Here is a 22,115-nt window from a genome sequence, read left to right as displayed (position 1 = left end):
AGATAAACTCCCAGAATTTGACTTGCTATCTTTCATTTTCAGCTGCTTAAGGCGAGTATTTTTAAACCAAAGTTATATTATTGCGGTTTTTTGTTCTAAATATAAATTTGAATTTTCACCAAATATTGCCAGTTATCACTATTTAAGCCTATTTCAGCTGACTAAAGAGATACAAATGGATACATGTTTGGTATAATTAAAAGGTTCGCTTTTTCCCTGCAAAAGTTAAAGCAAGCTTAGAAGCCCACTCCTCGGAGTGGGCTTTTTCCTTTCAGCGCTTTGATAAGCATGCCTTACCTTTTCTAAACCCAGAAAATTGCTTTCGTTAACATCAAACAAGTCGAGTTATTTACTCTTTAAGCTGTTATCTATATCCGAGAAACATAAGATTTTATCTAAGAGCTATCTTCACCAATGGTTGCTGATTTTTAAGCATTAAAAAGGCCTGTTATGACAACAGGCCTTTTGCTTTGCGAATTAGGCGCTAAATTTATGCTTCTAATTTATTTCTCTAGCTTATGAGGTTAGCTTACCTCTTTTGCTGTAGCAGACTCGACATCACTCGGTAAGCCTTTAGCCTTTTCACGCATCTTTTGCATAATCACATAAAATACTGGCACTAATAAGGTTCCAACAATAGTAGCCGCTAACATACCGCCAAACACAGAGTAACCTAAAGCACGGCGACTACCGGCACCGGCACCAGAGGCTATGACCAAAGGCAATACTCCTAAAAGGAAAGAGAACGCTGTCATCAGTACCGCGCGAAAACGCAATCTAGCTGCCGTCTCGCCGGCCTCTAATATGCTTTTGCCCTCTTCACGTAACTGCTTAGCAAACTCGACTATCAAAATCGCATTCTTACAGGCGAGGCCAATCAGCAGTACCAGACCAATCTGCGCATAAAGGTTTAAGTCTGAACCAACCAAGAGGATATTTAGGAACGCACCTAACACAGCTATCGGCACAGCTAGAATTACCGCAAACGGAATGGTCCAGCTCTCGTACTGCGCCACCAGGAATAAGTAAGTAAACACTAACGCCAAGCCGAAAATAAGCGGCGCGAGATTACCCGCCTTAATCTCTTGGTAAGTTTGCCCTGTCCACTCAAACGTATAGCCGGTTGGCAGCGATTCATTGGCAGCGCGCTCCATTGCAGTAATCGCGTCACCCGAGCTAAAGCCCGGCGCCGGGAAACCGTTAATGGTCGTCGAGCTGAACATATTGTAGTTGTTCATCACATCAGGGCCTAAAATCGGCGTCACAGTCACTAAGGTACTTAGCGGCACCATTTCACCGGTATTAGAGCGCACATAAAAGCGCGAGATGTCTTTGTCTGAATCACGATACTCAGTCTCAGCCTGCAAGATAACTCTAAAGACTTTGCCATAACGGTTAAAATCATTAACGTACATAGAGCCAAGCATGGTTTGCATGGTTGAGAAGATCTCATTAAGCGAAATACCTAACGCCTTGGCTTTATCTCTATCAACATCGACAAACATCTGCGGCACATCAGCGCGGAAGTTACTAAAGGCCATCGCAATTTCAGGTTGCTCATTGGCTTTCATAATTAAGGCGCGCATGACAGAAGCGAGCTCTTGAGGCGTACGCCCTTGCGTGTCTTGCAACACAAACTCAAAGCCACCGACACTACCCACCCCAGGAATTGGCGGCAGTGAGAATGCCATGGCCTTTACCGCAGGGTTAGCCGCGTATTTAGCTTGAAGTTTGGCAACAATGGCAGACTCTGCCATATCGGGTGATTCACGCTCGCTCCAAGTAGATAGCGTGACAATCATCAAGCCACCGTTTGAAGACACTGAGCCGGTCAAAATACTAAAGCCACTGGCATGAATAACGTTCTCAACCCCTGGTTCTGCGCGCGTTAACTCTACTAGCTCACGCATCACATCTTCAGTACGGTTAAGCGAAGCGCCATCGGGTAGCTGAATATCGACCATAAAGGCTTTTTTATCTTCCATTGGCACAAAGCCTGACGGTAAGATTTTAGCAATACCTCCGGTAAGTAAAATCAGAGCCGCATAGACTATTCCAACCAGTACTAGCTTACGTGTCAATGAAGATACTAGCTTCATATACTTGCCTGTGAAGCGTTCAAAATGCTTATTAAACGCCGCGTGGAAGCCTTTAGTATGTGTCTTAGGCGGGCGCAATAATGAGGCGCACAGCGCAGGGCTTAAGGTCAGTGCATTGACTGAAGAAATTAGCACTGAAATACAGATAGTCACCGAAAACTGCGCGTACATTTGACCGGTGATCCCCGGCATAACAGCTGTCGGCGCAAACACTGCAAGCAATACTAATGTGGTTGCAATAATCGGCCCTGTTACCTCTTTCATTGCTTTGGAGGTGGCTTCTTTTGGTGATAGTCCCTCATCTTGCATTAAACGAGTGACGTTTTCGACCACCACAATCGCGTCATCGACCACGATACCAATCGCCAAAATAAGCGCGAATAGCGATACCGTGTTAATGCTCATGCCAAAGGCAAGTAAAAAAGCAAAGGTACCAATCAAAGAAACAGGAATTGCAATAGCGGGAACCAGTGTTGAGCGAACATCTTGCAAGAAGATAAACACCACAAATACGACTAATGCAATTGAGATAAATAGGGTTTGCACTACCTCTTTAATTGAGGTTTCAACAAACTCAGTGGTGTCATATAAAACTTCGTATTCAAGATCATTAGGAAAACGTTCTGACAGCTTTGCCATTTCCGCTTTAATCGCTTTACCCACTTCCAGTGCGTTGGCATCCGGTGACTGGTAAATCGCAATAATCGCCGATGGCTTATTGTTTAACTTGCCTTGAGCATCGTAGGTTTGTGAGCCAAGCTCAACTCTAGCAACATCACCAACCACGACTTTAGAGCCATCGTTATTGGCTCTTATCATCACATCATAAAACTCTTGCGGATCTTTAAGTCGACCTTTGGTTTGCAGCGTGTACTGAAACTGCTGTTCAGGATCCACCGGTGCGGCGCCAATTCGCCCCGCTGCAACTTGAATGTTTTGCTCTTGCAGCGCACCGATAACATCGCTTGCGGTAACACTCAAGCTGGCCATCTTGTCAGGGTCGAGCCAAATACGCATGGCATAGTCTAATGCACCAATTACTTGAACTTTAGACACACCGTATTGACGCGCTAACGCATCCTTAACGTTTAAGCCCGCATAGTTAGTGATAAACAGCGAATCAAAGGTCTCATCAGGTGAAACAAGGTTAACTACCATCAACATATTGGGGCTTTGTTTTTCAACTTTAACCCCCTGTCGTTTCACCTCTTCCGGTAATCGCGGCATTGCCTGCTGTACACGGTTTTGCACTTTTACCTGTGCCATATCGGCATCGGTGCCCACTTCAAAAGTCACATTGAGCGAATAGCTACCATCATTGGCACTCTTAGACTCCATATAGAGCATGCCTTCAACACCGTTAACTTCGGCCTCTAACGGCTGGGCAATGGTATCTTTTACAATATCGGCACTCGCACCAGAGTAACTGGTTGAAACACTCACCTGTGGCGGCGCAATTTCAGGAAACTCTGAAACCGATAACACAGGAATGGCGATTAACCCGACTAAGGTCAGTACAGTTGAGATAACAAAGGCGAATTTCGGCCTATTAATAAAAAAATCACTAATCATGGCATTCCCCAGTCGGCGTTAACACGCACTCAAAACAATAGGCATTAACGCCCCTTGAGTAGACAAAACAAGATATGTTCATCAAGACAACTCCTATTTAGTTTCATCTTCTTTAAAAGGGATAACTTCTTGCTCAACAGGGTTTACTTTTATCCCGGGACGGATTTTTTGTAATCCTTCTACCACAATACGTTCACCGTCTTCTAAACCATCTAACACTCGCCATTCAACACCAAAACGGTCACCCAGTTTGACGATGCGCTTTTGCACCTCATCTTGCTCATTAAGCACCATTACAAAGCGACCTTGCTGATCTTCTTGCACTGCAGCTTGCGGAATAAGTAAGGCACTTTCTGTAATCGGGGACTCAATCACTAAGGTAACAAACAAGCCCGGTAACATGAGCTTATCGTCATTTTTAAAGGTAGCACGCACTGGCAAGGTACCTGTTGCGGCGTCAACACGGTTACCGATAAAGTCGATATGGCCTATCTCGTCAAACATGGTGCCGTTAGGGAGGCGTAAACGCATTACGATATCAGTAATCTTGACCTCTTTTTGTTGGGCTTTAGAGAAGTTCTGCTGCGCTGAAATCAGTGCTTTCTCTGCAACTTGAAAACTCACCCACATAGGTTGTAGCTGCACTAAGCTGGCCATTTCTGATTGCGGAGTAATAATGTCACCAGTACTCACTTTAGAGTGACTAATACGCCCCGAAATCGGTGCATAAACCTTGGTATAGCTCAGCTGCAGCTCAGCGGCTTGCACCGCCGCTTCTGCTTGCACAACACCTGCTGCGGTGGTGAGTTTACGGCTAGTCAGCTCATCCATATCCTGCGCACTAATCATGCCGTCAGGCAGTAATCGACGACCACGCTCCCAGTTCATCACCGCAACATCTCGTGAAGCAATCGCTTGTTTTAGCACTGCATGTTGCTGGGCAAGCTCAGCTTTATAGGTAGCGGGATCGATTTCAAACAATAGATCACCAGCGGTAACATCATCACCTTCAATAAAAGTGCGCTGCAGCAATTGGCCCTGTATTTGCGATTTAATGATCACATCTTCAGATGCGCGGGTACGGCCAACAATTTCAGATTTTGGGGTGATTTCTTCAGTATGGGCAGTGTTAACAATGACACTCGGTGACATAGCTTGCTGAGGTGCAGGCGCATCGCCACACGCAGATACTGCGACGGCGCTAACCGCGAACACCCACAACTTAAATTTTGAAACTGATGACTCGGCCATTGAAGCCTCCTGAAGGGTAGGAAATGTGCTTTATTTTTGTTATGAAATTATAGGCTGCACCACCCAGCAAAAGAAACCTTTTTATAATGAAATCGCAAACTTATTAACATCGACCACCTAAGCTAGACTCAGCTGTTTTATTGACGCTAATTACCAACTCAGAAACCCAAAAGCAATTAAACTGATGCTTTATTAGCCAAAGCAGCTACTTATTTGCTTTCATCGGTAAAAGTGAGAGCTGGAACAAGGTTATTAAGTTAAATGTCATGGTAAACAATAGGTACAGCAACTAGAGTGTTAACTAAGCGTTATGTATGTGCGCGGTAGAAAAAATCGATATTTAGTTAGCTCAACTTGCTCGAACTACACAGAAAGTACGCTCAAACCACGCAAGTGGTTGACCAAGATAAAAAACGATGCCTAAGATAGCATCAGTCACAGCGAACAGGTAGGTAATTTATGACAGCAATCTCTCATGTATACAACTACACAGTCCGATGCCCGCACGTTAAGGATCCCGCACACCCAACTAGCTGGCGTAACCATGTTGAGCTAAACCGCTCTTGTGAAATCGCACTAGACAGAATTACTAAGTGGCACGGCCATTCAGGCAACCGACTATTTGAACATGAAGGCTTTGTCGTCAGAGAATGTGAGCAGGAACAAGCCTATTTCGCCATGCAAAATGATCGCCTCAAAGATGACAAACATGCTTTGGTGACATTCAAGGTGTTTATGGATAACAAAACCAAAGACACCTCAGTACAAGAAATCATGGAACATGTTATCGACGATTATAAGTCTCGCTTAAGCAAACTCTAATAATTGCCGGCATGTTTTATCTTACTAAAGCATGCCGCATTTTAGCTCTTGCTGTTACACCGAGTTAGATCACACTTCTAACATTCTAGTCAAAGTTTAGCCCCCTCCTTTATGACCACCCAGCCTCAACCAACACGTAAAAAGTTATCTTGGTAAAATTTTAAACCGTTAAAATTCATAACCTTAAAATCAAATAGTTAAATAAAAAACCACCTTAAGCCAATTCAAGGGCTTAATTGCCGTTTTTCACATCTACTGCTACACTTTTCAAGCAAACTTAGCTGTCTACTTTTTACCTGCAGTACAAGCATTGAGCAACTAAAAACAGCCTCAAAACTGCATGATAAAGTCGTGGAATGGCAAGTTAAACCTATATTTAATTTACAGTTTTACCTAATTAAGGATTTTAAAACTCATGCATGAAATGGCTAATATTGTCATCGTTGGTGGCGGCGCTGGTGGTATGGAAATCGCAACAAAACTTGGTCACCAGCTAGGCCGAAAAGGCAAAGCCAGAGTCACATTAATTGATTGCGCTGAAAGCCATGTTTGGAAACCCCTTCTGCATGAGGTCGCTACAGGTGCCTTAGATATTGGTATTGATGCAATTAGCTATCGTGGCCATGCTGCTAATCATGGTTATCACTTTCAACAAGGTGCGATGACCGACCTTGATCGTGAAACCAAACAAGTGATTCTTGCACCGATCAATGATGAAAAAGGTAACGAACTTTTACCAGCGCGCCGCATCGATTATGACTATTTGGTTATTGCTATTGGCTGTATTGCCAATGATTTTAATATTACCGGTGTACGTGATCACTGCGTATTTTTAGATAGCACTGAGCAAGCCATGGAAATTCGTACCATGCTGCTTAACAAATTCATGCGTTATGCCAGTCACCATCAGCTTGATGACAAAATTAAAATTGCAGTAGTTGGCGCTGGTGCCACCGGTGTAGAGATGTCTGCAGAGATGCACCACGCAGTTGATCAGCTGCGCGGTTTTGGCTATAAAATCGATAGCAGCCTACTTGAAATCACCCTTATTGAAGCTGATGAGCGCATCCTACCTAAGGTAGAAAAAGAAGAGATCTCAGCCTCTGTTGCCAAAGAGCTTACCGCAATTGGTGTAAAGGTGATGACTAACACCCGCATCAATCAAGTGACTGAAGAAGGCTTGCATACCTCTGAAGGTGAATTTATCCCATCTGATATGGTGATTTGGTCTACCGGCGTAAAAGCACCAGACTTTCTAAAAGAGATTGGCGGCTTAGAAAGCAATCACATTAACCAGGTTATGGTTAATCAAAATATGCAAACCACCCGCGACCCAGCAATTTTTGCAATCGGTGACTGCGCGGCTTGTCCACAAGAAGATGGCAGCTGGGTACCACCACGCGGTCAGTCTGCACGCCAAATGGCACTGATGACAGCCGACAATATTAAGTTATTGTTAGCGGGCAAGCCTGCTTCAAATAACTATGTCTATAAAGACTTAGGTGCTTTGGTTAACCTATCTAAGTTCCACACTGTAGGTAACTTGATGTCATTTATCGGTGGCGGCGTAATGGTAGAAGGTAAGATTGCTCGCTTCGTCTATACCTCACTATATCGCAGACACTTGATTGAGCTACACGGCCCAATTAAAGGTACGCTATTGATGTTCGCTAAAGGCATTAGCCGAATCGTACACCCACACCTGAAACTGCACTAATTAGCTTTGTGAATGTTGCTGGTATTTTGCTTTAGCACCAGCAACATTTTCCGCCAATTTGAGTTGGCTTGTTCAGCTTCCGCAATGTCTAGATAGAAACTCTTCGTTATTAAGAATGCAACTTGAGTAGTTAATCGCTCACATGCCACTACTTCTGTGGGACGCTATAAAGCCATCCATGGCCGCTCTGCGGTTTCCAATAACATCCCTGTTAAACAGCCAGTTCGGCATCCATGCCTCTCATTCGAAGAGTATCTCTTTGAAATACCTCACCCTGAAACCGAAGCCCACAGCCGCAGCGACATCTGAATCATCATCTCTCCAAATTAGTTCTCTTAGATGTTTCAAACTCATTTTTGGACAAAAGCTATTCACCACGAAAAAAAGGCTACAGTTCGCAGTAAGCTCAGCTGTCGCAACTTCTGTGGAACGCTATAAAGCCGTCCTTGGCCGCTCTGCGGTTTCATCCTTGAAACCGAAGCCCACAGCCGTACCGACATCTGAATCATCATCTTTCCGAATTAGTTCTCTCAGATATTTCAAACTCATTTCTGGACAAAAGCGTGCTAGGTTATTTGCTCTAATGCGAATGATTCAGATGAGAAAAAGTATCTTAGTTTATTCGAAAGCCCCTTCGATCCAGACTATGCATCCTGTTTCGTTAAATTTTACTCTGACCTCTGCCCCGAATTTCACGGGGGCACATGCAGAGTTGGACTCGTGTAGTTTTAAATTATTTCTTAAATATTTTGGAAACTATTATGTGTATTGGACATTAAACTCTTTTCGGCCACCGCCAGAATTATCCATCCACGATAACGTAAATGACTCCCTAACAGCCGTATGACCAAGTGAGCCTGTTGCGAGCAATTTTACGGACTCAGAGCTATCAAGGTTACATGGGAAATAATTTTCAATCTCCGATGAAATCACAAAATCAATTCTCTCACCAAAATCAATTCTTACATCTCGGGCTTGAGCAGAACCTATATTGGTAATAACTAGCTGTTTACTATTGCTACGATGACTTGCGAATCTAACAGTAAACTCCGCCTTCTCCTTATTCATCTCACGCTCTTTAGCATCTTTTAACTCAAGTGCTGTAAGTTCTCTTTGCAGATTATCCAACTCTCTTGCTAAATCTTTCTGCTTACTATGAACTCTAACACTATGAAATAAAGAACAACCAGCAAAAACAGCAGCGGCAATAGCGCCTACATCACTAACAGTTAATCCCATTTAACATCCTTTACTTCTTAGTAAATTTAATGTGTTTGCTTCCCTTAAATGCACTCTCAAATGATTTAGTCAAAGAGTTGGTCACCTTATCAAGCATCTTAGCCTTATATTCCTCCATGAAGTCATTAAAGTTCTCTTTATGACCACACTCTTTACATATCATGAACTTCTGATGCTCGTCTGTATGAACAGATTGAGCCCTACAAATTGGACACTTTGGTTGTAACGCTTCTTCTGAAATAGACATATCCACTCCATGGTCATATTAGGTTAAGTTTAAGTATGAAAATTAGACGCTTAAGAATATTATCACGGCTTTCCCCGTTGAAAAATCATTGGTGCCATCCATGTTATCCTTATTTTAGGCGCTGGTTATGGGGCTAGTGCAGCGACCTCATTTGCAACATTATTTTGTACTTGCTTTAGTATGAGGCTAGTCTCCCGTGCCACAATACAACTACTATCATGACTACTGATGAGATCAAAAACCTCGAATAATATTCGTATACACTCATCAGGACTAAAAAACTCCTGAACTTTTTTATAATTATCGAAGTCAGCACTTTTATTGTGTGCCCAGTGCGTTCTTGTTTTATCAAGAAGTACCAATTTACTTAATAATTTGTCAACGTTATCAGAGTCGATTTTTAAAATGTCTTGGCAAATATACTGAAATCTCTGAGGTGGAGTACGACGCTTATCTGCTTGAGTTTTAGAAGCATTGTTTTGTATATAATCAAAATAAAATGCTTCTAACGACATAGCTGTAAATGTTTGCGAAACAAGCCATCGACTAACCCAACTAGGACACTCTATTTCCATTTGCTCTTTGGGGAGAGTCTTACCGCCATATTTACAATAAAGATGTTTAAAGTCATTTAACTTATCGTATTGCTGTAAAATAACAATTTTTACTAGCTCACCAAGAGCTGAAGCTCTTTCTTGATGAATAACTCCATTCTCATCGACTAACATTTATTTGCCCCATAACGCCTTTAAACGAGAAATACTCGGCAAACTGACAGCGCCGAGTGTAATAAATCGTATTGATGTATTTGTTGGACGCGGCTACGCGCGGCCTATCCATATTTATTATGTGTTGATTAAACTATCAAACCTTTTTAATAGCCCACGCGGCCACTTGCCTGTAACTGAACCAAAAATAGTAAGATTTTCATTGTATTCTTTTTTCAGCTCGATTTTTTCACCAGTTTCGAGAAGCTCTGTATACCTCTCATAGGCTTCAATACTGAGCTTCCCATACTTTGACTCATCACTAGGTATTTTTTCGCGTTTAGCACACAGCCGCAACTTATCGTAAACTTCGGATATACCGAGGCTTTGGAATGCTTGCTGTATCTCTCGGCACTTGTGGTTAAATGTTCTCCGACAATCTTCCTCGATGGCAGGAACTAGGACGTTCTCAGAGTACTCAACACTTTCTTGATAGCGACCTGCCTTTTGAAAATATGGGATTATTTTCGTGTAATCACCTTTCGTAAATCCACCCACTTTTGCCATTTCTGGAACCACGGATTTCAACAGTTCAACAGCATCATCGAGCTTTCTTTCTTTGAAAAGACTGGTAGCACGTTTTGTTGCTTCACGAATATCCATATGATTTCCTAGCTCTTAAACATACACTTGTATACACATCTTACTGATTTATTCAGTTAGATCATACAAAGTGTGCACTTGCATTAGTTACTTGAATTTACGCCGCTTTTTATTTTCACTCAATAGTGGTTCGTGTAATTTTCAGCTATTCGCAAAACCTACTAATACTGTATTGATTCACTAAACGTTATCGCTAAACAGATAAAATGATCTTTCCAACGATGAGAGAAAGTATTGCAAAAAGACCTATTACGTATTCAGCAAAGTGATTGCTGTAGCTCATAAAGGGGCAAAAGTAAGTTACGGTACATACAGAAAACACCAGTTCCCCATCGAAGTTGCCGAAATACGTAGATGAAAATGCCGTGGAAACATCATGGATGATGGTTTAGGCTCGGCGGGACATGGATGTCCCATCTGAGCCGTTAGGCGATTTTTATTGGAGTATGAGGGTTAACAACTTCGTCGGGGCGGCTGGGACTCTTTATGACGGAAATAGACAAGAGGGGGAAGCTGTTGTCTCCCTCTTGCCCGAGTGTGAGCAGGAAGCTCACGACTTTGGTCAGGCGCAGCCTGATATGTTAAATCGAGGAATAGTGCGAAGCACTGTTAACAATAATGTGACACACTGCCCTAGCGCAGTTTTAACATTGCTGGCAATATGCCCGCTATCTAATAAGAAATGGAATATCATTCAGTGAAACAATTAACTTTAACAGCCGCACTATTGTGCAGCTTGGCCATTACCGGTTGCGCAGAACTCAAAGATGCAGGTCGCCAAATCGGCAGCACCACTAAAGAAGTTACCACAGATATCGGCCATGCGACTCGAGATACCACCCGTGCCATAGGCCATGCATCTAGAGATGCAGTTAACTCGGTAAAAGAAGACCTGAGCGAAGACTAGCTGTTGAGCAGACTTTACTAGCACAAAATATAAAACAAAATATAAAACAAAATATAAAACAAAGGCTCATAATGAGCCTTTGTTATTTGCCTAATAAACATTTTTCGTAATCTACTCTCTAAGCCGCATTTGCTCGCATTCCATGCTCTGCAGGCAGGCCTTCCTCGTTCACATGAACAAATACGATTTTGTCGATACTGACAATCGGCAGATGTGTTAGCTTATTTCGCACCTTACAACCCACTGTGATAGACGTTGCTCCTGCACTTATCAACTCAAGGCCAAACTCGATAACATCGCCTTGTCTCGCTGGAGCCATAAAATTGATTTCTGACATTATTTTAGTAACATGCCGCTGACTCTTCATCTGGCAACCGGCAAAGATGGCTGCCTCTTCATCAATCCAGCTAAGCAATTGACCACCAAAGAGAAAGTTTGCAGGATTAAGATGTTCCGGCTTTATAAAACGGCGGCTGTAATATTTCATTGTCTACACCTCAAAAGTTAAATACTCAATTAGTGGTAGCAAATCAAATACCAACAAATCATTACCATTAAAATCAGACACCTACAACTAACACCCACCCCAACCATTTAAACCATCGCACTCATTTGGTGCTGCTTTGCGCTATTTATGCGCTTAATGAGCAAGTCAATCCGCCCAATTTAACGCCGCAATAAAACCGACATAAATTCGTCTCAATAGCGTCATACTTTTGCCTGACAATCACTGGGATCCAAGGGGAACTTACATATAAACCATACTAATTTACGGTGACAATAGTGAATAATATCAAAAAAATAGCTGTGATTATTTCATCTAGCCTGGTAACTATCGCTGCCAATGCTGCGGTATTACCCAGCAGCCAAACTGAAAGCCAATGGTACAAAGACAGTGCCAAACTGGTCAGTGAAAAAACCCAGCAAACTACGGCTTCAAAAGCTAAAAACGTCATTCTATTTGTTGGTGATGGCATGGGTGTATCAACACTCACCGCTGCACGTATTTTTGAGGGGCAACAACAAGCCGATAACCAAGGTGGGGAAGAAAACTTCCTAAGTTTTGAGGAGTTTCCAAAGACAGCCCTAGTTAAAACCTACAACACCAATCAGCAAACTCCAGACTCTGCAGGCACCATGACAGCAATGGCGACGGGCGTTAAATCCAAAGCTGGGGTGTTATCAGTGTCTGATACGAGTTTAAGAGCAAACTGCCTGTCTTCAAAAGGTAATGAGCTTATTACCTTAGTGGACTTGGCTAATGCAAAAGGGTTATCGACCGGTGTGGTAAGTACTGCACGGATCACTCACGCAACACCTGCTGCGACTTATGCTAGATCACCTGAGCGTAACTGGGAAGCCGACTCAAACCTTCCGGCTGAAGCTGTTGCCAACGATTGTAAGGATATTGCTTATCAGCTAGTGATGCGCGATGAAAGTGATGCGTTAACCGTGGCGCTTGGTGGTGGACGTCGTAACTTTATTCCGCAGGATACAACCGATGGCGAAGGTAAAACAGGCCGCCGTGAAGATGGCTTAGATCTGACACAGTCTTGGACTGACAGCCTGAGTAACTCCGCTTACGTTTGGGATAAAACCGGGTTCGATGCTGTAGATGTCGCCTCAACAGATCACCTGCTGGGCTTATTCAACTCTTCACATATGCAGTATGAAGCCGATCGCCTAGATGATACCGCTGGCGAGCCTTCACTTACTGAGATGACCACTAAATCAATAGAGTTGCTCAATAAAAATGAGCAAGGTTACTTATTAATAGTGGAATCTGGGCGAATCGATCACGCTCACCATGCCGGTAATGCTTATCGCGCCATGATGGATACGGTTGAGCTTTCAAATGCCGTACGCGCGGCAGTTGAGAACACCAATCCTGAAGAAACCTTGATTATGGTTACCGCAGATCATAGTCACGTATTCACCATCGCTGGTTACCCAAAGCGTGGTAACCCAATCTTGGGCCTAGTACATGGCATCGACGGTAATGTCACTATCGCAAAAGACGGCAAGCCCTATACCACTGTTGGATACACCAATGGCCCAGGTGCAGTAGTGGGAAGCCGTGATGACTTAAGTTCTGTCGACACCCAAGACAAAGAATTTATGCAGCAAGCACTTGTGCCTATGGGCAGTGAAACTCATGCCGGCGAAGATATTACTCTGCACGCAACTGGACCCGGGTCAGATCTCGTTCAGGGCGTAATGGAGCAAAACGTTATCTTCCACATCATCAACCAAGCCCAATCACTCGGTGGCAGCAAATACTAACTAATGAGTACTCATTCTTAGCAGTACGAAATAACGACTGACTCTCACTGACACAGCCGTCAGCACGAGTACCCATTTATGGAGTTTAAAATGAACAAGAAATTACTGGTACTATCAATTTCCGCCCTGCTGGGCCTAGCCGCTTGTGGCGATGATGGTGATAAGGGGGCCGATGGTAATGATGGTCAAGATTGGACTGCGGTCAACCAATGGTTCGTTGACGGTCAATCGCGGGTGACTAAAGCCCAAGAGCTCAACGTCAATAATGAGGCTGGCGCGGCAAAGAACATCATTCTATTTGTGGGTGATGGCATGGGCGTATCAACTGTAACAGCGGCGCGCATTTTAGAAGGACAGTTAAAAGGCCAAACTGGTGAAGAAAACTCACTGTCGTTTGAAACTTTACCTTATGTGGGTCTAGCTAAAACCTATAACGTCGACGGCCAAACACCAGACTCGGCTGGCACCATGACAGCTATGGTGACAGGCGTTAAAACTGATGTCGGTGTTATTGGCCAGGCAGAGGGCGTAATTCGCGGTAACTGCGCCTCGACCGATGGGCAAAACTTAGTGACTTCACTTGAGCTGGCGGCGATGGCAGGCTTATCGACTGGCGTTGTCTCTACGGCGCGTATTACACACGCGACACCAGCTGCAACCTATGCCCATGCACCTGAACGTAACTGGGAGAGTGACGCAGACTTGCCCGATGAAGCTATTACTAACGGTTGCAGTGATATCGCATCGCAACTACTGAGTTTTGACTACGGAGCAGGCTTAAATGTGGTCATGGGCGGCGGGCGTCGCGCCTTTATTCCAACCACTCTCACCGACCCAGAAGGTAAAAACGGTAAGCGTTTAGATAGCCGCGATCTTACTTCTGAGTGGCTAACAAAATATACCAACGCCGCTTATGTAGCGAGTCGAGATGAGTTCTTAGCGCTTGATCCTGCCACTACCGACCATGCTCTTGGCTTATTTAATTCATCTCATATGGAGTATGAACTAGACCGCACTACAGATGGCGTCACAGGCGAACCTTCGCTTGCTGAAATGACCGCTAAGTCTATCGATATCTTGCAGAAAAACGATAAGGGCTTTGTGCTGATTGTGGAAGCTGGGCGCATCGACCATGCTCACCATGCTGGCAATGCTGCTCGCGCATTGCACGACACTATCGCCCTGTCTGAAGCGGTGCGCGTTGCCATGGAGAAAACCTCTGAAAATGACACCCTGTTAATTGTCACTGCAGATCACAGCCATGTATTTACCATTGCTGGCTACCCTACCCGTGGCAACCCAATATTAGGGCTGGTCAAAGGTAATGGCTCTGATGGACTCCCCGGGGTAACCAATGCAACCGATGCCAATGGCTTACCTTATACGACTGTCGGCTATGCCAACGGTCTTGGTTACGCCAACTTGGAAACCGGTGGTGATGAGCGTTATGGCTACGCTGCAGCGCCTGGGCGATTTGACCTAAATTATGTCGATACTCAAAGCGCAGGTTTTCATCAAGAGGCACTCGTGCCCCTTGGCAGCGAAACCCACGCAGGTGAAGACGTTGGTATTTTTGCAAGCGGCCCCGGAGCTCACTTAGTGCAAGGCACGGTTGAACAGAACCACCTTTTCCATGTGATGAACCATGCGGGCAGCTTAGTCGAAAAAGCCGAAGCTGCTCAGTAAAGTCTAATTAAAAACAGCCTAGAGCAAACTGTAGCCACCGACATAGCACTCGGTGGCTTTATTTAGGCAAACTTTCCCCCTTATTATCTGGGGCTTATCTCAGGTTTGATGCCTTGATAAACCTCAAAAATAGCCCCTCAAAGGAACAAATATGCTGTCATTATTTTCGCAATCAGCTGAGCCTCTGGCCGAAACTCGCCGAGTCAAAAAATCGAGTTCCAAAGCCGCCGTATTCACTAGCCTCATTGTCCTTTGCGCAGCAAGCATCACTATGGTGAATGCCACAAGTCTTAGCTGCAATGATATTGACGCCAACCATCTGAGCGCCACTTACACAGTCAAACATCCATCGGGTCAACAAAGTACTATGACCCTACTGAGAAATAACCATCAAGTGATCTACCAGCGTAGTCCTGTTAGTTTTGAAATGTGGAATAAACAAGGCGAATACGTACGTTATTTCCCTAACGAGCAACGCTCAATTTCCTACCGTAAAGGCGATCTGCTGTCATTAAATATCCACTTTGATTTTGAGCAGTTAAATCACCTTGTATCAACAAACGTTCTCAATCAACTCTCTTTGAGTGAACAAATAAGCCAAGCATTTGCTGATGAAAGAGAAAATCAAATTGCAGCACTTGGATTTATCGGTACCCATCGCTACCAGACTGCACTACAGCATAGCCAACTCAAACTTGTTTGGTCTGACCAAATAGCATTACCAGTCGCAATGGACGTCACGACGAACATTGAGCAAGATAGCAACAAAGTCAGTTATCAGTTAGTGGCGCTAAAAGCGCTTTCTAATGACGACTTTACCAGCTTAATTTCAGGATATAGAGATATGGACTTTGCCGATGTAGGTGATAATGAGTCCGACCCTTTTATCGCCAAGATGATCCATCAAGGCTTTATTCAACATGGCAGCTCGGGCTTCTATGACAGCCAAGGTAATCAGCTCTCTGGGGGGGAGTCGGGCCACCAGCATTAAAAGCAATCGAACTCCCCCCAAAAACAAAAAACCTAGGCGATGGCCTAGGTTTTATTAATTAAATGACTAAAAGCTGATTGACTTCTGCCCTATCAACTTCGATCCAATTAATTACGGCTTAACAGCCCCTTTAATTCACTGATAAAGCGTGTGATATCGGCTCTTGATATATCGGCATGGGTCACCAAACGAATCGTTTTACCTGGGCTCAATAAAATGCCTTTAGCCTTCAGTTCGAATGCCAAAGCTTTAGGATCTATCTTGTCACTCACCGTAGCAAACACCATATTGGTCTGCACCAATGACATATCAACTTCAAAGCCTTCGATATGAGATAACTCAGCGGCAAGATAGGCTGCATTCTCGTGATCTTCTGCCAAACGTTCAACCTGTTCGGTCAAGGCAAGTGTTGCTGCAGAGGCTATCATTCCAGCCTGACGCATACCGCCACCGAGCACTTTACGCCAGCGTCTCGCCTTATTAATTAATCGCTCATCACCCAATAATATTGAGCCAACTGGCGCACATAATCCCTTAGACAGGCAGATTGAAACCGAGTCGAAATACTGAGTGATCTCTGTCATTGGAATATTTTGCGCTACCGCAGCGTTTGCGACGCGAGCACCATCTAAGTGGATTTTTAAGCCACGCTCGAAGGCTAATGCCTGCGCCGATGCGAGATACTCCTGCGGTACAATCTTACCGCCAATGGTGTTTTCTAAGCTTAATAAGCGAGTACGTGCAAAATGAATATCATCAGGCTTAATTGCTCCCTCAATATCGCTCAATAAGATACTGCCGTCTGCTTGGTTTGTTAGCGGCTGAGGCTGAATACTGCCCAGAACCGCCGCTCCACCACCTTCAAACTTATAGTTATGGGCTTGCTGGCCACATAAGTATTCATCACCGCGCTCACAGTGTGCCATCAAGGCAAGTAAATTTGCTTGAGTCCCTGAAGAGGTAAATAGTGCATTATCATAACCAAACATCTCTGCGGCCATATCTTCAAGGTAGTTAACACTTGGATCATCGCCATAAACATCATCCCCAACTTCAGCCTGACTAATAGCGGCGCGCATAGCAGCCGTAGGCTTAGTGACCGTATCACTGCGAAAATCAATCATTGTTAACCTCAAGTTTCTAGATCTGGAATTATCAAATACTGGCCAATATTACTGAAGCCTGCAGCCAACTACCAGAAAAAAACTTAAGTTTACAAATGAGAAAAATAAAGCTTACAGAGCAAATTACACAAATAAATAACAATTTCTATAAAGATGAAAGCTGTTCAAGTGCATAACTTATAGCAGTAATTAGATCAAACCCACAAATAAAGGGGGCAGACAATTATCAGAATAATTAAACATTAGAAAATATAATGCGATAATTTAACTTTTATCATTGTATTTTTGGCCTAGAAAGAGGCAAAATCCTCCTCCTTTTATTGAGCTAGTGCATATTATGTTAGAAGTTAAAGTTATCAGCTTTTTATGGTTAATCGGTATTTTGGCCGAAGCAATGACAGGTGCACTGGCTGCTGGTAAAAAACAGATGGACCTATTTGGTGTAGTCATCATAGGTTGTGTTACCGCGATTGGTGGTGGCACATTGCGTGATATCTTACTCGGTAACTACCCATTAATCTGGATTGAGAATGTCCACTATTTGATAGCAATTGCTGCGGCTTCTTTGCTTACTGTGATGATCGCTCCAGTGATGCGTCACTTATCTAAACTATTTCTCGCAATTGACGCCATAGGTTTAGCGGTGTTCTCGATTATCGGCGCACAAAAAACCTTAACTCTAGGCTTTAGTCCTGAAATTGCCATTGTGATGGGCGTGGTAACTGGCGTATTTGGCGGCGTGATCCGCGATATCCTGTGTAATCAAGTACCGCTTATCTTTAAGAAAGAGCTCTACGCCCTAGTCGCATTGTTGACAGCCTCAGCTTACGTCGCCATGAAGTTTAATGGTGTGCCTGAATGGATTAACCTTTCTATATCATTGATCTTTGGCTTTAGTTTTAGAATGCTAGCCATTCGCTATAAGTGGTCAATGCCCAAGTTTGATTATCAGTATCAGTCAGATAACGCCCATTAGGCTGAAAATTTCTAATAAAAAGGTCGGCATATGCCGACCTTTTTATTAGCTGTGATTTAACTCGTAAGCGTTAAGCCGCTGGAGTCTCTTTCACATAAAGATCCATTTGCGGATATGGAATACCAATGCCCGCTTCATCGAGTGCAATTTTGATTTGCTCAAGAATTTCAAAATGAGCAGGCCAGTAATCAGAACCTTTTACCCATGGGCGAACCACGAAGTTAACTGAAGAGTCTGCCAGCTCAGCAACGGCGACTGTGTAAGCAGGGTCTTTAAGCACATACTGACTATTTTCAAGAATATTAGTTAAAACCTTTTTAGTCTCAGCTAAGTTTGCGTCGTATGACACGCCAATCACTAGATCTAAACGGCGTGTTTCCATGGCTGAATAGTTGACGATGTTACCATTCATCATGGCCGAGTTTGGTGCGATAACCACCTTATTGTCAGGAGTCAGTAGTCGAGTCGAGAAAATAGTAATTTCATCAACAGTGCCCGAAATACCAGCGGCTTCAACATAATCACCGACGCGGCATGGTCTAAATAGCACCATCAATACGCCGGCAGCAAAGTTAGACAACGAACCTTGAAGCGCTAAACCTACAGCTAAACCCGCGGCACCAATCACTGCAACTAAAGATGCAGTTTGAACACCGATTTGCCCAAGCGTGGCGACAATGGTAAATACAAACACCAAGGCCCAAGCCATATTGGCAACAAACGATACAACCGTATTGTCGACTTTACGCTTTTTAAGCAGCTTAGAGGTGAGGTTTTTGGCTACATTCGATAAGAATTTACCGATGATAAAAATGATAATGGCAAAAACAACCTTCATGCCATAAGTGACGATTAACTCCGGTGCTTGGTCCATTAACCCTTGCAAGTTATCCATTTATATACTCCATCAAATTTAAGAAATAACTATTGAACAATAACAACAAACTCTACACGTCGGTTCTGTGCACGCCCCAACGCGGTTTGATTATTAGCAACAGGAAACATACTTCCCACGCCTTTAATCTGAAATCTTTCAGCAGCAAATCCAAACTGCTCGACTAATGACTTTTTTACTTGCTCTGCTCGTTCAAGTGATAGTTGCAGATTAACATTGGGCTCACCAACTGAATCGGTATGGCCTATTAACTGCAACACCACATTATTTGAGCTAAGCCAACGCGCTAATCGCTCAAGCGCTTGATATTGTGATAACAATACCTCAGCCCTTGCAAACTCAAACCTAACTGCCACAGATGACAATTCAGTGTCAGAGCAGCCTGCTGGATACCGCTGAGCATTACTTGTTTTAAGGCATAATAGAGGCATCACCTTTATGCCCTGTTTAGTCATGGCAGACTTACTACAGCCACGCGCATCGACTACGACTTGAGGCTGTGTATCAGCACATGCATCTTTACGATCTGGCACGCCGTCCATATCGCTATCTTGCCAAGGTTCAGCGAGTATATTTGCCGACGCAAACGAGGCAACCAGTACTAAAAGTGCTAACTTCGCCATAAACTTTCACCTGCTAATGAGCATTACACTCTGCTGCTATTTCTTTAATCAGCATCATGTTTAACCCAAAAACTCATAGTCACAACTACAATCTACGGCAAATAGCCAAGCAACAAGCCGCAACATATTAACCCAACTAACGCAAAAACACAGCAAAACCGACAACATAAAAAACACAAACAACACAAGCATAGCTAAAATCTACTCTTTTTCGATTTTAGCCACAAAAACACCCGCTATTTAGCGCTTAAGGTTAGGCAAAACCTGAGAGTAAAGAGTTAGCGTTAGTCTTGATTCTGCCAACCGGCTGGACTAAAAAAGATAGCGATACTGCAGCTGCAATGTACGCGGCGCGCCCAAGCTAGCAATGGGATATTCTGCTTTGTGACCATGTTTAAAAATGCTTTGGGTCACTTCACTATCAAATAGGTTGTCAATTGTCAGCGACACTTGTTGCTCTTGCATCGGCGTGATCCAAGCTTGGATCCCCACATTAGCAAGCATGTAATCCCCAGCTATCAATCCGTAATCAACAAACTCTCCCACATATTGACCGCTTGCCCAGATAGAGATATCGTCATTGAGATCATAACTAAGCTTTGCAAACCCAGTATATTCGGGGATCCGTTCAATCTGCTCTCCAGTGTCTTGCCTTTCCGCTGAAGCGTAACTGCCACTGAGCTCCATTAATAGCTGCGCTGATAACTCACTGACAAGGTGTAAGTCGATACCGTAACTTTCAACACGGGCGTCTAAGTTGTCATAGATAAACTCAACATCACTAATAACACGTGGCTCAATAAGGTTATCAATACTGCGCCAATACCCATCAAGCGTTATAGAAATATCACCCTGATATTGAAGACCTAAATTGATGCTTTGACTCGTTTCAGCCATGAGTTCAGGGTTGCCAAGAGTACCGACTTTTGCATGCAACTCTGAAGCTGTAGGCTGACGATAGGCATTGCCTAGGCTCCCTTTTAACTGAAGGTCTTGAGCGATATCATGAGTTAGCGCGAAATTGCCCACCCAGATGGTTTCATCATTTGCTAAACGATTGACCCTAGCTCCAATCGACAATTGTGTATCCGGCAAGGCACCGATATGAGGCTGGTACTGACTGAACAAGGAATAAGTATGATCTTTGTCTGCAGTGAACAACATCACTTCGTCAGCCCCCTCATATTCCTCATACTGGCCACCTAAAATCCACTGACTCCCCGCCTGTGTTTGATAATTAGCACTAACTTGCGCCCCAAGCTCTTTAAAGCCCCAGTATTGCTGCCAATATGTCACTGCCGCATTGCCATTTTCATCTTGAGTAATTTCACTGTAGCGAGAGTCCCAATGCTGATAATTGACTTTAGCTTGCAGCAGCAACTGATCTGACGCCTGCAGTTGCCAATCAACATAAGCAATTGTTTGTTTACGCTGGTTCTCACTTAAAATCGCATCATAAGCTAAGGGCCGCTCAAGCAGGCCATCACTGTATTGGGCAAAAACCGTCAGCTGATGATTATCGCTTAGTGCCCAACGGAGCTTCGCATTCAAATTATTCATTTGGTAACCGCGCTCTTTATCTAGCGCGGCTGTAGGTGAATACTCTTCATCAGGCCAAAGCGCGTAGCCTTCTGACTGACTTGAACTCGCTGCAAGGCTTAATTGTAAAGATTCAATTTCACTGCTGACAAAACCTGAAAGGTCATAACTTGGCAAAGTATCAGCAGCAAGACTTAGCTCTGCAGAGTCACTGCCTTGATAGCTTTTAGTGATGATATTGATGACGCCCGCAATCGCTTCAGAACCAAATAGCACACTTTGCGCTCCTTTGATCACTTCGATTCGTTCAATCAACATTGGATTAATGCTGTCGGTATAAGTCGAACCATAAAGGCGGTTATTCAATCTATTACCATCTAATAACCACAAGATATCTTGCGGCCGACTCCCTTGTAGCGAGTAATCAGTATCGGTATGACGCCCAGCCCGTCCGTTCGCAAACAAACCCGGCACAAATTGGCTTAAAATCTTATTAATATCCACCCCACCAGCGGCGTGGATCATCTCATTGCTGATAATCGTCACGTCATTACCTAGATAGACATTGGTATAGGTGCCGTCTTCATGATATCGCACACCATGAACGGTAATTTTCTCAATATCATCTGCAAAAGCGAACGGGGAAACGATGGATAAAGTGAGGGCCAGCAATTTGAATTTGTAATTCATCTTTGTATGTCCATATAGTTATAAGCAAATGTTTAAGCTCATTTTTTAAACACGGACTATATATACTCGCTTTTGAAAGATACC

18 protein-coding genes are annotated in these 22,115 nt (G+C 43.7%); 7 read left to right on the top strand and 11 right to left on the bottom strand.

The features are described 5' to 3' along the window. Positions 1-524: 524 nt before the first annotated feature. A complete protein-coding gene (locus K5Q73_RS05580) occupies positions 525-3,671 on the bottom strand; it encodes an efflux RND transporter permease subunit (RefSeq protein ID WP_220759830.1) in 3,147 nt (1,048 codons plus the stop codon). 93 nt (positions 3,672-3,764) lie between these two features. After that, entirely contained in the window at positions 3,765-4,922 is a 1,158-nt protein-coding gene (locus tag K5Q73_RS05575; RefSeq protein ID WP_220759828.1) for an efflux RND transporter periplasmic adaptor subunit, read from the bottom strand. A gap of 459 nt (positions 4,923-5,381) precedes the next feature. Between K5Q73_RS05575 and K5Q73_RS05570 the strand changes: the two genes are divergently transcribed. Together K5Q73_RS05570 and K5Q73_RS05565 are read left to right on the top strand one after the other, a co-directional pair. After that, a complete protein-coding gene (locus tag K5Q73_RS05570) occupies positions 5,382-5,744 on the top strand; it encodes a cytoplasmic protein (protein ID WP_220759825.1) in 363 nt (120 codons plus the stop codon). A 415-nt stretch (positions 5,745-6,159) separates the two neighbouring features. Beyond that, on the top strand, positions 6,160-7,461 hold the full coding sequence (locus K5Q73_RS05565; RefSeq protein WP_220759823.1) for an NAD(P)/FAD-dependent oxidoreductase: 1,302 nt from the start codon (positions 6,160-6,162) through the stop codon (positions 7,459-7,461). Positions 7,462-8,220: 759 nt separating this feature from the next. On the opposite strand, the gene K5Q73_RS05560 is transcribed toward K5Q73_RS05565, so the two are convergent. The 4 genes from K5Q73_RS05560 to K5Q73_RS05545 all read right to left on the bottom strand — a co-directional run bounded on the left by K5Q73_RS05560 (position 8,221) and on the right by K5Q73_RS05545 (position 10,317). Continuing rightward, on the bottom strand, positions 8,221-8,700 hold the full coding sequence (locus K5Q73_RS05560; RefSeq protein WP_220759821.1) for a hypothetical protein: 480 nt from the start codon (positions 8,698-8,700) through the stop codon (positions 8,221-8,223). Between the two features lie 10 nt (positions 8,701-8,710). Next, positions 8,711-8,947, bottom strand: a complete 237-nt coding sequence (locus K5Q73_RS05555) for a hypothetical protein (protein ID WP_220759819.1) — start codon at positions 8,945-8,947, stop codon at positions 8,711-8,713. A 125-nt stretch (positions 8,948-9,072) separates the two neighbouring features. Then, the gene (locus tag K5Q73_RS05550; RefSeq protein ID WP_220766133.1) at positions 9,073-9,675 is read right to left on the bottom strand and encodes a hypothetical protein; all 603 of its coding nucleotides are present in this window, start codon (positions 9,673-9,675) and stop codon (positions 9,073-9,075) included. A 117-nt stretch (positions 9,676-9,792) separates the two neighbouring features. Beyond that, the gene (locus tag K5Q73_RS05545) at positions 9,793-10,317 is read right to left on the bottom strand and encodes a hypothetical protein (protein ID WP_220759815.1); all 525 of its coding nucleotides are present in this window, start codon (positions 10,315-10,317) and stop codon (positions 9,793-9,795) included. A 697-nt stretch (positions 10,318-11,014) separates the two neighbouring features. Here K5Q73_RS05545 and K5Q73_RS05540 point away from each other — a divergent pair. After that, positions 11,015-11,224 carry a hypothetical protein gene (locus K5Q73_RS05540; RefSeq protein WP_259650713.1) on the top strand — a complete coding sequence of 70 codons (210 nt, stop codon included), beginning with the start codon at positions 11,015-11,017 and terminating at the stop codon, positions 11,222-11,224. Between the two features lie 118 nt (positions 11,225-11,342). Here the strand turns inward: K5Q73_RS05540 and K5Q73_RS05535 are convergent, their stop codons facing one another. Then, a complete protein-coding gene (locus K5Q73_RS05535; RefSeq protein WP_220759811.1) occupies positions 11,343-11,711 on the bottom strand; it encodes an acyl-CoA thioesterase in 369 nt (122 codons plus the stop codon). 296 nt (positions 11,712-12,007) lie between these two features. On the opposite strand from K5Q73_RS05535, the gene K5Q73_RS05530 reads away from it, so the two are divergent. From K5Q73_RS05530 to K5Q73_RS05520, 3 genes are all read left to right on the top strand, one after another. Then, on the top strand, positions 12,008-13,507 hold the full coding sequence (locus tag K5Q73_RS05530) for an alkaline phosphatase (protein ID WP_220759809.1): 1,500 nt from the start codon (positions 12,008-12,010) through the stop codon (positions 13,505-13,507). Positions 13,508-13,597: 90 nt separating this feature from the next. Continuing rightward, on the top strand, positions 13,598-15,193 hold the full coding sequence (locus K5Q73_RS05525; RefSeq protein ID WP_220759807.1) for an alkaline phosphatase: 1,596 nt from the start codon (positions 13,598-13,600) through the stop codon (positions 15,191-15,193). A 151-nt stretch (positions 15,194-15,344) separates the two neighbouring features. Then, the gene (locus K5Q73_RS05520; RefSeq protein WP_220759805.1) at positions 15,345-16,184 is read left to right on the top strand and encodes a hypothetical protein; all 840 of its coding nucleotides are present in this window, start codon (positions 15,345-15,347) and stop codon (positions 16,182-16,184) included. Positions 16,185-16,291: 107 nt separating this feature from the next. Here the strand turns inward: K5Q73_RS05520 and ltaE are convergent, their stop codons facing one another. Beyond that, entirely contained in the window at positions 16,292-17,308 is a 1,017-nt protein-coding gene (ltaE, locus tag K5Q73_RS05515) for a low-specificity L-threonine aldolase (protein ID WP_220759803.1), read from the bottom strand. Between the two features lie 337 nt (positions 17,309-17,645). On the opposite strand from ltaE, the gene K5Q73_RS05510 reads away from it, so the two are divergent. Then, positions 17,646-18,284 (top strand): trimeric intracellular cation channel family protein, encoded by a 639-nt coding sequence (locus K5Q73_RS05510; RefSeq protein ID WP_220759801.1) that lies wholly within the window; start codon positions 17,646-17,648, stop codon positions 18,282-18,284. Positions 18,285-18,354: 70 nt separating this feature from the next. Here K5Q73_RS05510 and K5Q73_RS05505 read toward each other — a convergent pair whose 3' ends face one another. The 3 genes from K5Q73_RS05505 to K5Q73_RS05495 form a co-directional block, all read right to left on the bottom strand. Next, positions 18,355-19,179 (bottom strand): mechanosensitive ion channel family protein, encoded by an 825-nt coding sequence (locus K5Q73_RS05505; protein WP_220759799.1) that lies wholly within the window; start codon positions 19,177-19,179, stop codon positions 18,355-18,357. 29 nt (positions 19,180-19,208) lie between these two features. Continuing rightward, on the bottom strand, positions 19,209-19,802 hold the full coding sequence (locus K5Q73_RS05500; protein WP_220759797.1) for an OmpA family protein: 594 nt from the start codon (positions 19,800-19,802) through the stop codon (positions 19,209-19,211). 312 nt (positions 19,803-20,114) lie between these two features. Continuing rightward, positions 20,115-22,031, bottom strand: coding sequence for a TonB-dependent siderophore receptor (locus K5Q73_RS05495; protein ID WP_220759795.1), 1,917 nt, complete (start codon positions 22,029-22,031; stop codon positions 20,115-20,117). Between the last annotated feature and the right edge of the window lie 84 nt (positions 22,032-22,115).

Source organism: Shewanella sp. MBTL60-112-B2 (assembly GCF_019655055.1).
GTDB lineage: Bacteria > Pseudomonadota > Gammaproteobacteria > Enterobacterales > Shewanellaceae > Shewanella.
Note: the sequence above shows the minus strand (reverse complement) of the source record. Positions and strands in the feature narration are given on the sequence as shown.